This window comes from Sphingomonas natans, assembly GCF_030546695.1.
In the GTDB taxonomy this organism is placed as follows: domain Bacteria; phylum Pseudomonadota; class Alphaproteobacteria; order Sphingomonadales; family Sphingomonadaceae; genus Sphingomonas_I; species Sphingomonas_I natans.
Genome location: NZ_JAUOTP010000002.1, coordinates 615,218 through 630,755 on the forward strand (window position 1 = coordinate 615,218; position 15,538 = coordinate 630,755).

The 15,538-nt window shown below is 64.8% G+C and carries 13 protein-coding genes; 7 read left to right on the forward strand and 6 right to left on the reverse strand.

What is annotated here, in order from left to right; translation table 11 throughout:
• Window positions 1–26 precede the first annotated feature (26 nt).
• On the reverse strand, window positions 27–971 hold the full coding sequence (locus Q4F19_RS06705) for an alpha/beta fold hydrolase (RefSeq protein WP_303540915.1): 945 nt from the start codon (window positions 969–971) through the stop codon (window positions 27–29).
• Between the two features lie 44 nt (window positions 972–1,015).
• Window positions 1,016–2,182, reverse strand: coding sequence for an iron-containing alcohol dehydrogenase family protein (locus Q4F19_RS06710; protein WP_303540917.1), 1,167 nt, complete (start codon window positions 2,180–2,182; stop codon window positions 1,016–1,018).
• Window positions 2,183–2,397: 215 nt separating this feature from the next.
• Between Q4F19_RS06710 and Q4F19_RS06715 the strand changes: the two genes are divergently transcribed.
• The 6 genes from Q4F19_RS06715 (at window position 2,398) to Q4F19_RS06740 (ending at window position 9,506) form a co-directional block, all read left to right on the forward strand.
• Entirely contained in the window at window positions 2,398–3,408 is a 1,011-nt protein-coding gene (locus Q4F19_RS06715; protein WP_303540919.1) for an IclR family transcriptional regulator, read from the forward strand.
• A 321-nt stretch (window positions 3,409–3,729) separates the two neighbouring features.
• The gene (locus tag Q4F19_RS06720) at window positions 3,730–4,926 is read left to right on the forward strand and encodes a (R)-mandelonitrile lyase (RefSeq protein ID WP_303540946.1); all 1,197 of its coding nucleotides are present in this window, start codon (window positions 3,730–3,732) and stop codon (window positions 4,924–4,926) included.
• 99 nt (window positions 4,927–5,025) lie between these two features.
• Window positions 5,026–5,442, forward strand: coding sequence for an acyl-CoA thioesterase (locus Q4F19_RS06725; protein WP_303540947.1), 417 nt, complete (start codon window positions 5,026–5,028; stop codon window positions 5,440–5,442).
• The gene (locus Q4F19_RS06730) at window positions 5,439–6,563 is read left to right on the forward strand and encodes a zinc-dependent alcohol dehydrogenase family protein (RefSeq protein ID WP_303540948.1); all 1,125 of its coding nucleotides are present in this window, start codon (window positions 5,439–5,441) and stop codon (window positions 6,561–6,563) included. The genes Q4F19_RS06725 and Q4F19_RS06730 overlap by 4 nt, the downstream gene beginning before the upstream one ends.
• A 14-nt stretch (window positions 6,564–6,577) precedes the next feature.
• On the forward strand, window positions 6,578–8,056 hold the full coding sequence (locus Q4F19_RS06735; protein ID WP_431312372.1) for an NAD-dependent succinate-semialdehyde dehydrogenase: 1,479 nt from the start codon (window positions 6,578–6,580) through the stop codon (window positions 8,054–8,056).
• A gap of 394 nt (window positions 8,057–8,450) precedes the next feature.
• Entirely contained in the window at window positions 8,451–9,506 is a 1,056-nt protein-coding gene (locus Q4F19_RS06740; RefSeq protein WP_303540951.1) for a LysR family transcriptional regulator, read from the forward strand.
• Here the strand turns inward: Q4F19_RS06740 and Q4F19_RS06745 are convergent.
• Entirely contained in the window at window positions 9,457–11,037 is a 1,581-nt protein-coding gene (locus Q4F19_RS06745; RefSeq protein WP_303540952.1) for a class I adenylate-forming enzyme family protein, read from the reverse strand. The two genes, Q4F19_RS06740 and Q4F19_RS06745, sit on opposite strands and share 50 nt — an antisense overlap.
• Before the next feature lie 18 nt (window positions 11,038–11,055).
• Window positions 11,056–12,231 carry an FAS1-like dehydratase domain-containing protein gene (locus tag Q4F19_RS06750; RefSeq protein ID WP_303540954.1) on the reverse strand — a complete coding sequence of 392 codons (1,176 nt, stop codon included), beginning with the start codon at window positions 12,229–12,231 and terminating at the stop codon, window positions 11,056–11,058.
• A gap of 308 nt (window positions 12,232–12,539) precedes the next feature.
• On the opposite strand from Q4F19_RS06750, the gene Q4F19_RS06755 reads away from it, so the two are divergent.
• The gene (locus Q4F19_RS06755) at window positions 12,540–13,829 is read left to right on the forward strand and encodes an MFS transporter (protein WP_303540956.1); all 1,290 of its coding nucleotides are present in this window, start codon (window positions 12,540–12,542) and stop codon (window positions 13,827–13,829) included.
• A gap of 124 nt (window positions 13,830–13,953) precedes the next feature.
• Here the strand turns inward: Q4F19_RS06755 and Q4F19_RS06760 are convergent, their stop codons facing one another.
• Together Q4F19_RS06760 and Q4F19_RS06765 are read right to left on the reverse strand one after the other, a co-directional pair.
• The gene (locus Q4F19_RS06760) at window positions 13,954–14,730 is read right to left on the reverse strand and encodes an N-acyl homoserine lactonase family protein (RefSeq protein WP_303540958.1); all 777 of its coding nucleotides are present in this window, start codon (window positions 14,728–14,730) and stop codon (window positions 13,954–13,956) included.
• A gap of 417 nt (window positions 14,731–15,147) precedes the next feature.
• Complete coding sequence (locus Q4F19_RS06765; RefSeq protein ID WP_303540960.1) at window positions 15,148–15,504, reverse strand: hypothetical protein; 357 nt, start codon at window positions 15,502–15,504, stop codon at window positions 15,148–15,150.
• Window positions 15,505–15,538: the final 34 nt, after the last annotated feature.

The window sequence follows — 15,538 nt, forward strand, 5'->3', positions numbered from 1 at the left end:
TTTGCCAGCCACTCGAACTCTCTCCTTTATATGACGACGACGGGCTCAAGGCCGCTGCACTCAAGTACCGGTTCGTCCCGCAGAAAGGCCTCGATCGCGCACGCGACCGCGTGCGGCGCATCGTGGTGCAGGTTGTGACCCGTGTTTGAAATCGCGGCCAGCGAGATGTTCCGGAAGTAGGCCGCCCTCGCGCTGACCTCCGCCGGATCGCTGGTGATCGCGTGAGCACGGTCGTCAGTGGACAGCAGGGACAAAACGGGCGCCGTGATGCGCGACCAGCACTGGCCCCACTCGGCGGCGTCGTGCAGTGTCGGAAATGCTCGCTCGAAGGTGATGTCCTTGGCCCAGACGAAGCCTCCCGCCGGCAAAGGCCGCGAAAGATGTTCCGCCAGAAATTCGGATTGTACCTCGCTCAGCCGCGGGTTGGCGCGCCGCAACCGCTCCGCCATCGCTGGCACGGTTGGATAGGGGCGGATCGAGCGCCCCGGCCGCGGCGCATTGAGCATCCGCAGCAACGTGTTCACGATCGGGACCGGGCTGAGATCGAGCAGATTGCCAAGCGCATCGAGAAGAACCAGCCGCGAGACCTTTTCCGGCCGTAAGCCGGCGAAAAGGCTTGCAACGTTCGCGCCCATCGAATGCGCCGCCACGATTGCCGCGCGATCTGCGAACAGCTCTTCGAACAGGATATCGAGATCGCCGACGAAGTCGGACAGCCAATAGCCGCCGGGCGCCCGATCGGTCAGCCCATGACCGCGCCAGTCGGGCGCGATGAAATGCCAGTCCCCTTCCATCGCATCGACGAGGAATTGGAACGTGCCCGATGCATCGCGCCCGCCATGGAGCAAGAGGATGATCGGCGCCCCCGGCTCACCCCATTCACGCAGGTGATACCGCAGGCCGCGGACATCGGTGTGGCGCGATCGCGACAGGCGGCGCGGCGCCCGCCAGGAATGCCCAGATCGGGTCATCTCGCGATACTAGAGACAGGCCATCGGCCAGCGCGCCAGGCCCGTCACCAGGCCTGCTCCATGAGCGAGAGGCAGGTCTCGGGAGTCACGGCCAGCGGGTTCTGCGTGTAGAACCAGTCGCCGGACGCGGTATCGCGGATCGAAGGAAGATCCTCGCGGGCAATGCCGATGTCGCGCAGCCGCGACGGCACGCCGAGGCTCGCGAAGAAGCCCGCGCACGCGTCCGCGATGCCCGACGCCAACCCATCCGAGGCCGTAGACACGCCGAGCACTTCGGCCAGATCGGTCAGTCGCCCTTCCGTTGCCGACGCGTTGAACCGCAGCGTGTGCGGCAGCATGATCGCGTTCACCACGCCGTTTGCGACATGGAAGCGCGAGCCGACGCTGTGGCCGATCGCGGAGGCGAGCCCGCCCGCCGTCACGTCCGTCCCCTGTCCTACCATCAGCGCGGCCAGCATGAGTTCGCCCCGCGGCTCCGCATTCGCGGCGTCCTCGATCAGCGCGAGATTGCGCCGGATCAGCCGGATCGCCTGCAGGAGCATCGCATCCGCGATCGGCTGCCGGCTTTTCGATTCCAGGCCCTGCACCGCGGCACCGAATGCGTCGAGGGCGGCATCGCGAATGAGGCCCGCCGGTGTGGCTGCGAAAAAGCGCGGATCGAAGAAGATCGCCTGCGCCCGAGCCTTCGGATCGAAGAGACTCAATCGGCGACCTGCTTCGCCGGTGGTAACCGCCGCGCCAGCCTTGGCGTAGGCTGTGGTCGGCGTGGTCGGGACGATGAATTGCGGGATCTTCGGCGCCGCGAGCTTGGGGCTGCGCGGCGGCTTGCCGGGCTCGAAGACGGTGCAAAGCTCGGACGCTTCCTTACCTTCACCCAGCATGATCGCCGCGGCTCGCGCCGAAACCACCGCCGATCCGCCGCCTAATGCGACAAGCGCATCGGCATTCACCTCTCGCAGCATCTCGACCAGAGCCTGGACCGCTGACACGGGTGAGTGTTCGGCCACTCCGTCGAAGCTTCCCACGCACAGGTCGCCCAGTGCCGCCTTCAGCGTCGAGACGCCGGGTTCGGATCGCGCCAGAGTGCGTCCCGACAGGATCACCGCGCGGCTACAGCCGGCCCGCTTGAGCTCACCTGCAATCTGCTCGATGCAGCTTTCGCCATAAGAGACACGCGTCGGCGACGGCGAATGGCGGAACGAGAGCATCATGCCGCGTCTTCCTTTACTAGCACGCTGGCCGAAAAGCCGTGGTGGTGGTGGACGCTGGCTCGGGTGCCCGCTGGTTGGGAAGACGCCGACGTCGCATCTGGCTGAGCCATTCCCCGGTTCCAACTTCGTCTGGCCTGCGCCTGATAGGCCGCACCCGCCACATGGCGAGGTGCAGGAATCCGTATATACGAACCATTAATCGTACTTACGGATAGGTGGTCGGGTTTGTCGCCGCTGTCAAGATCGTCTCGCCGCGCGGTCAAGCCTGCGAGACACGCTATCTGGCCCATGTCCAACAGATCGAGCGCCGAGACTTGCCGCTGGACGCCCACCGGTGCATGCTTCGGCTCCGCGCCGGCAAAAGAGACATATTTATCTCTATGAAACGACTTGCATCATCGCTCGACGAACCGACCGACGACCTGGACGCGCTGTCCGACGATGTCGTGGCGGATGAAAGCGCGGCGGATGGAAAGCGTCGGGTTCGCGAACCGCAAAATCATCGCACCGTCGATCGGGTCACGCAAATCGTCGAAGAGGTCGTCTATCATCCTGGCATGATGTTCGCCGAGCTCGCGCGGGCTTTGAACGCGCCGAAGAGTTCGGTCTACGGATTCATCCAGGGCCTGCTCGCCAAGGGTTGGCTCTACGAACAGAATCGGCGCTTCTATCTCGGACCCGCTGTCCATGGCCTGACGCTGGCCAGCGGCCACATGCGCGCGGGCGTCGTCAATCACGAAGATATGATGCGGCTGCATGAGGAAACTGGCGCCGCTGTCTTTCTCGCGGTGCGGGCCGGTAACGACATCATTTCGATCGCGGAGGCGGGCAGCGATGCCATCGGGGATTTCGAAGCGCGTTCGAATATTCGCCGGTCGATGATCGCCACGGCGGGCGGCAAGGCCCTTCTCACCTCACGCCCCCACGCCGAAATCCAGGCCTTCCTGCGCAACCGGCCCGCTGCGGAGCAGGAAATGGTTGCCGCGTACCTAGCCGAATATCAGGACATCCGGAAAACCGGTCTGGCGATCAACATTCGCCTTTCCGGCACCCGGTTCGCGATCGCGACCTGCCTCAAAGACAAATCTGGCGACGCCGTGGCCGCCGTTACGCTGGTTGGCAGTGCAGATGTCCTGCAACCTCGCGAGAAGGAATTGGGCGAGCGTCTGCTCGAGCATGTGTCCGCATGGTCCCGCAAGTCGGTAAGGCCGCGAGAGGCGGTCTGACCACCCTTCGGGGTCATCGCGCGATCAGCGCTCAATCGGACCATCGGTGGTCGGTCGGCAGGACCTGACCTGACGCTTTTCGCGCATCGCAGCCACTCAAATTGAATTTGACAATCCCCGCATACACTCCGAAAAGTGTCGGTTATGCGATAGATTGTTCGTAATTATGAACCGAGACGTAGTGGTGGCCCTCTTTTCCTGCTCGGGGAGCCGGCGAGCGGCTGCTTCGACGCAGGGGATCAGGCGAAAGGGAGGCGAACGGGTCTGGGCGCGAGCCCGTCCTGCTCCGTTGCGCGGCGTACCTTACCTGGAGAGCGACCAATGAAGTTCCGCGTTACCGTCGTGCTGGCGGGGCTGGCTTTGGCACTGCCCGCGCAAGCGCAGGTACGTCGCTCGATCGCTCCGAAGTCGATGCAGGCTATTGCTCCGGCGCTGGCGGACTATACCGACGATGTCCTGTTCGGCGATGTCTGGATTCGACCGGAATTGAGTCCCCGCGATCGCAGCCTGGTGACGCTGTCCGTGCTGATCGCGACGGGCAAAAGCGCGCAGCTGGCGGGACATCTCAACCGCGGTCTGTCGAATGGCCTGAAGCCAGCGGAAGTCTCCGGGATGGTTACCCAACTGGCTTTCTACACCGGCTGGCCGAATGCGGTCTCGGCGTTGAGCGTGATCGAAGAAGTCTTTGTCGAGCGGAAGATCGACATGGCGGCGCTGCGGGCGGCGGCGGCCGTGCCTGCCGCCAAGACCGGGCCGCGGCTGCGCGAACCGAACCCGCAGATGACCGCGGCAGCGCCGAAGTTCGAAGAGCTCACCGCCAACGTGATCTACGGCAGCCTGTGGCGGCGTCCCGATCTCAGCCCTCGCGACCGGAGCCTCGTCACGATCGCCGCGGCCGCCGCCGGTGGCGACGACACGCAACTCGCTTCGCATATTCGGCTGGGCCTGACCAACGGACTGACGAAACCCGAAATCATCGAGGCACTGACGCACCTCGCTTTTTATGCCGGTTGGCCCAAGGCCAATAGCGCCATTCGCATTGCGATCGCGGCGTTCGCCGATACCGGGAAGGATGGCGCCGATACGGCGAAGCCGGTCGATGCCGCCCCCACGCCGAAATTGACGGTGACGCATCCGGGCAAGGATCCGACCGCGGCACCGGCAAGCAACTTCACCGGCTCCACCACGATGACGTCGCGGTTCGAAAGCACCGGCGATGCGCAGTTGCGCGGCTCGACCGCCACGTTCGCGCCGGGCGCGCACACTAACTGGCACTCGCATCCGCTCGGGCAGGTGCTGATCGTCACCGCCGGGCACGGCTGGGTGCAGGCCGATGGCGACGCCGTTCGCGAAATCAATGTCGGCGACGTCGTCTGGACCGCGCCCAACGTTCGCCACTGGCACGGCGCCACCAGGACGAGCTCAATGAGCCACACTGCCATCTCGCCCGCCAAGGATGGCGAGACGGCGACGTGGATGGAGCCGGTCAGCGACGTCCAATATCACGGACCGCGCTGATCCCCACCATCGCATGACCAAGAGGATCTGATGCAGCAACCGACAGCGACACGAAGCAGCGCGCCGAAAATGCGAGCCGACTACGCATGGTTCCGGACGATGGCGACGCGGTGGATGGACAATGATGTTTACGGCCACGTCAACAACGTCGTCTATTATTCTTTCTTCGATACGGCCGTGAACGCGATGCTGATCGAGAATGACCTGCTCGATACCGGCGCGAGCCCGGCCATCGGGCTGGTCGTCGAAACCGGCTGCACCTATGCGGCCCCGCTCTCCTTCCCCGACGACGTCACCGCCGGTGTCAGCGTCGCGCGGATCGGCACTTCCAGCATTCGCTATGACGTGGCGCTGTTCGCGCCCGACAGCGATCGTCCGGCTGCGACCGGCCACTTCGTCCATGTCTATGTCGATCGCGACACGCGGCGGCCCGTCCCGGTGCCTGACCATATCCGGTCGTTCCTGGAAACATTGACCGCGCGCCATGCCGACGCAGCCGGCGAGGCCGCGCGATGAAGATCAGGGCCGCCGTATTGCGCACGATGGGTGCGGCGCACCCCTATGCCGACAGCACGCCGCTGCAGATCGAAACCGTCGAGCTCGACGCCCCCGGCCGCGATGAGGTGCTGGTCAAGATCGAGGCGGCGGGTCTCTGCCATTCGGACCTGTCCGTCATCAACGGCAGCCGCCCGCGCCCGATGCCGATGGCGATCGGGCACGAAGCCGCCGGCGTGGTGGTCGAGGTGGGCCCCGGCGTCGGCGATCTGGAGCCGGGCGATCACGTCATCATGGTCTTCATGCCGAGTTGCGGCCACTGCCTGCCCTGCGCGGAAGGGCGGCCGGCGCTGTGCGAGCCGGGGGCTGCCGCCAACGGGCATGGCGCGCTCCTCTCCGGTGGCATCCGGCTCCACGAGGATGGCGAGACCATCCATCACCATCTCGGCTGCTCCGCCTTTGCTGATTACGCCGTCGTGTCGCGCCGGTCGCTGGTGAAGGTCGACAAGGATCTCTCCTTTACCGACGCCGCCCTGTTCGGTTGCGCGGTCCTCACCGGGGTCGGCGCTGTCGTCAACACGGCCGGCGTCCAGCCCGGGCAGAGCGTCGTCGTGATCGGCCTCGGCGGCGTCGGCCTTGCCGCCGTGATCGGTGCGATCGCGTGCGGCGCCGCGCAGATCATCGCGGTCGATCTGTCCGACGAGAAGCTGGCGCTCGCCGCCGAGATCGGCGCGACCGCCACCGTCAACGCGGCGGCGCCCGACGCGATCGAGCAGGTTCGCGCGCTGACCGCGGGCGGCGCGGATTTCGCCTTCGAGTTTGCCGGCGTCGCCCGTGCGCTCGAAAATGCGTACAAGATGACGCGGCGCGGCGGCACCACGGTCACGGCCGGGCTGCCGCCGCCGGACGCGGTGCTGCCGGTGAATATCGTCAGCCTCGTCGCCGAGGAGCGGACCGTGAAGGGCAGCTATATCGGCACCTGCGTGCCGGTGCGCGACGTCCCACGCTACGTTGCTCTCTACAAGGCCGGTCGGCTGCCCGTCGATCGGCTGCGCTCGGGCGTGATCGCGCTCGATGACATCAACGAAGGTTTCGATCGGCTTCACGACGGCAGCGTCGTGCGGCTCGTCGTCGGCTTCTGACGCGAAGTGATCCGATGCTCGATAGTGTGAACCGCCCCGTCCTCTCGGACGACAGCCTTTTCCGCGAAGCCAATCTGATCGGCGGCGAATGGGTACAGGCAGCGGATGGCGCGGCGATCGCCGTGACCAACCCCGCCAATGGCCGGTTGATCGGCCATGTGCCGTCTCTGTCCCGCGCAGAGGTCGCCCGGGCCGTGGATGCCGCGCACGAAGCGCAGGCGGGCTGGCGCGCGCTGACCGGAAAGGAGCGCGCCGCGATCCTGCGCCGGCTGTTCGATCTGATGATGGCCAATCAGGACGATCTGGCACGGATCATGACCGCCGAGCAGGGCAAGCCGTTCGCCGAGGCCAAGGGCGAGATCGCCTATGCCGCCGGCTTCATCGAGTGGTTCGGCGAGGAAGCCAAGCGGATCTACGGCGACACGATCCCGGCGCCGCGCGCGGGCCAGCGGATCATCGTCCACAAGGAGCCGATCGGTGTCTTCGCGGCGATCACGCCGTGGAACTTCCCGACCGCAATGATCACCCGAAAGGCCGGCCCGGGCTGGGCGGCCGGCTGTACCAGCGTGATCCGCCCTGCGAGCGAAACGCCCTTTTCCGCGCTCGCGCTGGGCGTCCTCGCCGAACGCGCAGGGATGCCGGCGGGCGTTTGCAACGTCGTCACCGGATCCGCATCGGACAGCGGCAAGGAATTGTGCGAGAATCCGAAAGTCGCGAAGCTGTCCTTCACGGGCAGCACGCGCGTCGGCTCGATCCTGCTCGCGCAATGCGCGCCCACGGTGAAGAAGACGAGCATGGAGTTGGGCGGAAACGCGCCGTTTATCGTCTTCGACGATGCCGACCTGGACGAGGCGGTGAAGGGCGCGATGATGTCCAAATATCGCAATACCGGCCAGACCTGCGTCTGCGCGAACCGCTTCCTCGTCCAATCCGGCGTCTATGACGCATTTGCCGACAAGCTCGCCGCGGCGGTGTCGGCGCTCAAGGTCGGCAACGGCATGGACGACGGCGTCACGCAGGGCCCGCTGATCAATGAAGGCGCGATCGCCAAGGTCGAGGAGCATGTCGCCGACGCGCTTGCGCACGGCGCGCGGATCGCCGCGGGCGGGCGCCGCGGCGCGCTCGGCGGCACCTTTTACGAGCCGACGATCCTGATCGACGTGCCGCGTACCGCCCGGATCTTCTCCGAAGAGACGTTCGGTCCCGTCGCCCCGTTGATCCGCTTCGAAACCGAAGCGGAGGCGATCGAGATGGCCAATGATACGCCGTTCGGCCTCGCCGCCTATTTCTACAGCCGCGACGTCGGCCGGATCTTCCGTGTCGCCGGGGCGATCGAGGCGGGGATCGTGGGGATCAACGAAGGCATCATCTCCACCGAAGTGGCGCCGTTCGGCGGGGTCAAGGCCTCAGGTCTAGGCCGCGAGGGTTCGAAATACGGGATCGAGGATTATCTCGAAATCAAATATCTCTGCCTGGGCGGCATTGATCTTTGATTGGCGTCGTCCCTGCCGCAAAAGAGGACCAGCCTGCCGGCAATTGCGTGCATCCGGCATCGCTCCGGTCCGCGCTGGCGCAATAGGCGTGCTTCCGATCGGCCCGGCATAAGGCCTTTCGATCACGCGGATGCGGGTCGCATGTTGACGATCCCACCAACACGGATCGCCCCTGTTTCGCGACCAATCATCGCAGCCGGGCAGGGGCGCCGATTGACTCCGTTCGAGGGCGCGCGCACAAACGTAAATACGGTTGCCCGTGCGCAATTGCGGAACAGGTCGGGCTGCCGGATGGTGTGAATGGGAGAGGAAGCGTGGGAAGCTGCAACGGTTTCGCGTCGCGTGACACGCAGGAGATGAGGGCCGTTGCCCCGCGCGCGCGCCGGAGGCCCGCATGCTGATCGATCTCGCGCAACTCCGGACCTTCGTCGTCGTCGCCGAAGAGCAGCATCTCACCCGCGCGGCCGATCGACTGTATATGAGCCAGTCGGCCGCGAGCGCGCATGTCCGCGCAATCGAAGACCATTTGGGCGTGCAGCTCTTCGTACGCACGAACCGCAGCTTGGAACTGACGCAGGCGGGCCACCTTCTGGCGCAGCGTGCCAAGATATTGCTGCGCGAGGAAACCCTGTTCACGTCCTTCGCTCGCGAACTGAAGGGCGAAGTGGAAGGGCAGCTGGTCGTCGGCACTAGCAGCGAACCGGGCACCGGCATCGGCGAATTGCTGGCGGCGCTTCGCCTCGATCATCCGCTGATCTCTGTCGATGTCGTCGCGCGGCCCTCGTCCAGCGTTCAGCGCGGCCTGATGAGCGGCGAACTGGATGTGGGCATTCTGATCGGTCAGCCGATCGAGCCCAACTTTTCTTATCGTGCGCTCACCCGGGTCGCGTATCGCGTGGCGGGACCCGCCGCCTGGAAGGATCTGATCGACGCGGCTGACTGGTCCGCGCTTGCCGCCCTGCCCTGGCTGACGCCGAGCTCCAGCTCGGCCTATTCGGTGATGCTGAGCGATATCTTCGGCAGCAAGGGGCTGGAGTTGAACAGCGTGCTGCGGTTCGACAATTCGTCCGTCGGCCGCACGATCCTGAAAGCCGGCGCGGGGATGATGCTCCTGCGGGAAGACCATGCCTTGGAAGGCGAGAGGGAAGGCTACCTCGCCATCTCACCAATCGCTTTTGCAGAGACCGGACTGCACATCGCCTATCAATCGGCCCGCAAGGAGGATCCCCTGATCCGCGCCTTCCTGGATGCCTCGCGGCGTCCGTGGCCCGATGCCAAGCCAGCGGAGCAGCCGGAAGAGGCCTTCGCTGCCGTGGGCGACAAACAACCTCGCATCGCATCCTCACGCCTCACCAGCCCCGACGCGAACGGGACGCCGCCCTGGTCGACCGCCTACGGCTTCAGACCGACTGACTTGCCCGTTCGATCTCCTCGCGCGCTGCGGCGCTGACGAGCTTCTTATCGACCTTTCCGGTGTGATTGGTCGGCAGCGGTTCGTCCTGCAGGCGCCAGCGCGTCGGTACGGCGAACGAAGCCAAGGTCGAGCGAAGCCGAGTGCGGATCTCATCCACGGTCAGATCGCCCTCGGTGACGACGACGGCCATCACCTCTTCGCCGAGATCGGCATGCGGGATGCCGAACACGACCGCTTCCACCACGCCCGGCACGGTCATCAGCGCACGCTCGACAGCGACCGGCGCGATATTCTCGCCGCCACGGATGATCATTTCCTTGCTGCGGCCGGTGATCCACAGCTGTCCGTCTTCATCCAGCCGCCCGAGATCGCCAGTGTGCAGCCACCCGTCCGCATCGATTGGCGACTCGTCGATCCCGAAATAGCCGCTCATCTGCGTCGGCGAGCGCAGCAGGATTTCCCCATCGGGCAGGCCCGGATGCTCGAGGAACGAGATCTCGACGCACGGCAAGGGCCGGCCGGTCGAGCCGAGCTTGGCGATGTCTTCCGAGCCCGCCGCCGCCGTCGCCTGCCCGCCATTCTCGGTCAGGCCGTAGCCGGTCGGAATACGCGGGCTGACGCTAGGAAGACAGGTGCGCATGCGCTGCATCAGTTCGGCATGAACGGGTGCGCCGCCGATGCTGATCGACCTGAGGCTGGAAAGATCCCTGCCACCCACGTCTGGATGATCCAGCAGGCGCGAGACCATCGTCGGCACTGCATTCCAGCGGTTGACCTTGTGCCGCTCGATCAGCTCCATCACGTCCTTGGGATCGTAGCGGCCCTTCGACAGCACGATCGTGTCGCCGACCACCACGGCCCGCAGCAGCGCCTGCATCGAGCCAACGTGGAACAACGGGCCGGTCAGCAAGGTGACGTCATGCGCACTCTCGTCGATCTGGTGCGGGAGCTTGCGCGTGACGTGAAGCGTCATGTGCAATCGCGCGAGCACCGCCCGATGCGACAGCACCACGGCCTTCGGCACGCCGGACGTTCCCGACGTGAAGATGATCATCGCCGTGTCTTCCTCGCTTCCGCCGTTCCCGGCGATCGCGTCGACGTCCCCCTGCCCGTTCGGATCGACGGCCCACGTCCCGCACGGTACGCCGGCCGGCATCTTCGCGGCGATGGACGCATCGGCCAGGATCAACTTGGGTGACAGCAGCGCCATGCCCGTCTCGATCTCCGCACTGCTCCACCAGGTGTTCGCGAGCACGGGCACCGCGCCTGCGCTGAGGCAGGCCCAGAAGTTCACGACCCATTCCGGGCTGTTCCAGCCGAGCACGAACACACGGTCGCCTGCGCCAATGCCCGCCTGCGTCAGCTCGGCCACCTTCGCGGCGATCGCGCGCCGCAGCTCGGCGAACGTCAGCGCCTGATCGCCTTGCGCGACATAGGACCGTTCGCCCCAGCGGCCCGCGAAGCCGAGCAGTTCCTCGACCCGGCGCGGACGCTCCACGTACATCTTGTACGAGATCCCGCCGACCACTTCGACGGCGATCTCCTTGGACCAACGGGCCTCGGCCACGGACATGACGATGCGGCCTCAGGCTTCGCGGGCAGGAAGCACGATGATCGCGGTCCCCGGCATGCAATTCTGCCCTCGCTGGTTGATCGCCCAGGTGGTGAGCTTCACGATGTGGTTGCCCAGATCGTCCACTTCCTTGGCGTCGATCCGGCCGCCCAGGCGCACGACGTCCGAAAGGTAGACGTGCGAGCGATACTGGCCGGTGATCTGCTTCAGCCAACCCGCGTCGCCCATCCAGTTGGTGAGCGAATGGATCTGCCAGCTCGTGCGCTGAATGCCCACGTCATAGGCCATCTGCGCGCCCTGCAGCGAGGCGGCATAATCGTTGTAGTGAACCGAATAGACGGGCTCCAGCGAATGCGTCTTGGGATCGCGGAACGCCCATTTGGGGTGCTTGTGATAGCGCTTGAGCGATACGGAATGCGCGGCGACACGCGGGATCGGCGCCGAACCGCCGGCGATGAAAGCGATGAAGTCGGTCAGGCCCAGCGGCCCCTTGGTGATGACGTCGATTTCCTCGCCGACCTCCACGTCCTCCCAGTAGCGCGGCACCGCGCCGCGCGGCGCCTCCTTCAGGATGCCCGCCTCGATCTCCTCGATCTCCTCATCCTTCCAAGGATGCGGCACGGTGATCTCGCGGGTTTCCGCGCGCTTCTGCATCTCGCCGCGCTCGAAGCGCATGCGAGAGCAGATGAAGTCGGCGATCAGCTCGCCATCCTGGTTCGTATATTGCTGGAGGATATAATCCTTGATCCGGCGCCCGCCGAAATTGCTCTGCTCGATCGGGCCGTCGAAGCCCTGAAACTCGCAGCGGCATTCGATCTTGTCGCCCACCTTGATCGGGTTGTGGAAATCGATCTTGGTCTCGCAATGGAAACCGCCGAGGCCCGGCCAGCCGACCTGGATGCCGGCGAGGCACGCGAAGATGAAGCTCGGCGGGGCTATCAGCGTGCCATAGTCCGTCGTCTCGGCATAATCGGCTTCGGTCCAAAGGGGATTGTCATCGCCGATCCCCTCGCAAAAGCGCAGGATCGCGGTCCGCGTCGCATATTCGTTGTTGATGCTCGCCGCGGTCCTCAGATTGGTCCCGATCAGCGCCCGCATCGATGCCAGCATCTCGTCCGTGAACTTCCCGGTCGCCAGTTCCTTGGCGATGGCGGGGCCCTCTTCGGTCGTCGTCGTGGTCGCGGTCATAGGCTGAGCTGGTTCCATTCTGTGAGACAACAAGGGCTACGCCCGCGTCGGGATGGTCGTCCATGGCGTTTTGACGAACACGGCCTTCGCCAGATCAGGCCCAAATGCGCCTTGGCCGGTCGAAGCCATGATCGAGTTCAGAGATCCCTTCCATTCGTCCGCCTTCGCAACCCTCCCGTCGCGATCATCGGCAGAATACAGGCAACCCCAAAGTTAGTTCGTATATACGCATGACAATCTGCATAAACGAACTTGTCGGTGTGAGACGCGTGTGCCAGTCTTTACGCAGCATGCGAGAGGGTCTTTGAATGGCTAAAAAGTCATCTAGCTGGTTGGAGGCGCGCTGGATCGCCGCAATCGTTTTACTGGCAGTATACACGCTCCATTCGCTCGATCGGTACGTCTTCGGCGTCGTGATCGAGCCGCTCCGCCACGAATTTCACCTGTCGGATGCGCAGCTCGGGGCCATCGGCGGCTCGGCACATGCCATAGGTTTCTGCGTCTGCGTTCTACCCGTCGGCTGGCTGATGGATCGCACGAACCGCGTGAAATTCCTCTCGACGATGCTGGCGATCTGGAGCGCCGTATCGGGTCTGGGGGCGTTCGCGACGGGTTATTGGTCACTTTTCACGATGCGCACCGTCGTAGGCGCGGCGGAATCGTCGACGGCCTCGGGCACCCAGTCGCTCGTCGCCAGCATCTTCCCCGTGAAAGAGCGCGCCAGCGCCATGGGCCTGGTGCATTCGGGGTTGGCCCTTGGCACCGGTCTGGCGTTCGTCATCGGCGGATTCGTCGCCCAGCATTTCGGATGGAGGGCGGTCTTCCTCGTGGTCGGGCTGCCCGGCATCATCCTTGCGGCCTTCATGTGGCTGAAATTTCCCGAGCCGTCCCGCAGTCTCGAAAATGGCGACGCCGGCCACGCCGTTTCGATGTGGCAGTCCTTCAAATTCTTCCTGCGCACGCGCAGCGTGTTCTTCAACACGATCGGCCTCGCCATCGTCGCGATGAACATCGCATCGATCTGGATCTGGATCACGCCGATCCTGGTGCGCGAACAGGGATTCAGCCTGGCGACGGCCGGCCTCATCGTCGGCATCGCCGCCGGCGTGCTGAAGTTCGCATCTACCGCCTTGTCGGGCTTCCTGGCGGACTGGGTCGCGCGTGGACGGGTGGATCGGCTTTGGATCGTGCCTTCCTGCGCGCTCACCCTGTCGGTTCCTGTCGCGTTCGGCATCGCCTTCGCGCCATCACCGATGATTGCGGCCTTGCTGGTGTTCGTGCTCGGGCTAACGCTGGGCACCCATTACTCGGCTCCGAAGGCTGCGATCGTGACCGCGACGCCCCCGCGGATGCGCGGCTCGATCGCCGCGCTGCAGGAGCTTGTGGCGAACCTGGGCGGCGCCGCCATCGGGCCGCTCATTACCGGCATCATCTCCGACAAGCTCGGCGGGACAAACTCGGTCAGTCTCGCGCTTGGCGCCACGGTCAGCCTCAACCTGATTGCCGCCGCCAGCTTCTGGTTCGGAATCCGGAACAGTTCTGCCAGCACCAGCGCCCCTGATCCGGGCGTCGTAGAGAGCGTGATCGCACCGCGCTGAGCCCTCCCCGAGGAGCTGGTTTCGGTATCGACGCAGCCCCCTCGGACGAGGCTATCGGCGATGTCGCCTGATCGACGCGCAATCTGCCGAAGGTGCGCGTCGCGGTGAGAACGTGCGAAGCGCGTCAGTCGTAAAAGGCCGGCTCGTGCAGCAAGCGTTGGGACAGAGCCAGATCGTGCGCTATCCAGACCTGCGCATTCAGGCTTTTCGCCAGCGCTGCGACCATCGCTCTCGACTGCGGGGTTTGCGTTCGGCGTTCGGCGTCGGGCATCCGATCGAGCATAGCCTCCTCCTTGAAGTGATAGAGGTCGCCGGCGAGAATGATGGGCCCGGTATGCGGCAGGTTCACGACTGCTACGCTATGCCCCGGTGAGTGGCCGGGCGCCAGTTTGATGACGACGCTACCATCGCCGAACACATCGTAATCATCGCCGATGAGGATCGTCTTGGCGGTTTGGAGATCCACCCAATCCTGCCTTTCGCGCGTATAACCGTCCGGACCGAACATGAAGTCGTGCTCCGCCTTCGAAACGAGCCAGGTCGCGGTCCGCGCAAAGACGTTGCCATTGCCGCTATGATCCCAATGTGCATGCGACAGCGAAAGATACGTGATTTGGTCGGGCCTATACCCGATGTCGGCAAGCTGCCCGACCAGGCTCCGCATCCTGACGACCGAAACATGCTTGTTCGGTTGGAATTCGCCGAGAGGCCGCCCCGTCCAACGATCCGAAACGCCCGTGTCCCAAAGAAACGTGCCTTTGGGATGCACGATCAGAAAGCACATGTTCGCCATGATCGTGGTGGCGACCTCGTCACGCGTCAGATTGAAGCCTTCGGGGCTGTCCGTCGCTAGTGCGCCACAATCCAGAACGTAGAGCCGCGGCGCGGAAACGACTGGCATCGGCGGCGGTTCGCCCGACGCGGAAGTCGGGAGCATGGATGCTGCCAAGCAGTACAGAACCAGCTTACCAAGTCGCGCCAGTTTCATGACAGTCCCAGCCAGTCATCCATGATCATGCATCTATCATATGGTAAAGCGATCACCCGCGATTACCACCGTCTTGCATCGGCTGTGACCGCTGAGCAAGTTCATCGGCATGGCGCAATATGCGCCCCATGATTGTTGAATGTTGAGCCAAGACGGCCAGCTTCACTCACGCACCGATTGGTATCGGTCAGCCGTCTGGCCCGACTCTAGACGTTCCGAGAGATCGCGCGACCGTTGCCGAATGCGAAGATCCTCTGCCGAACCTGATCGTGTTTGGGCGGCACGGACCGTAATGCGCCACAAGGCCAGAACGTCCATGCCATGCTGTCGCTATTGGTCGGAGACGACGTTCTTATACCATTCGGCGTAGCATGTGTTCTTCGCCATCCGCCGGTTGAGATCTGGGGCGCCGTCCGTCCACCAGGGAGACCCACGTTCACCCAGCGCGACCTTGGCCTTGTCGACCGCGGCATGCGCTGCTGTCTCCGCCGCACCGTCTCCCGAATGCCGTGCGCTCGCCACGGCGCGGCGGGCCGCCATCAGCTCGTCGACGAGCCCCTGCCGCCGTTCGGACGGGAGATGCGGGTCGGCGGCGCGCCATAAACGGCCGCGGACTACGATGTATCTCCCGTCAGGTGTGAGGGGTGGCCCAGACGGGCTGCCGGTCTCATCGCCGTGCTTCGTCAAGCGACCGCTTCTTGCGGGTCGCCTTGGCGTCGCT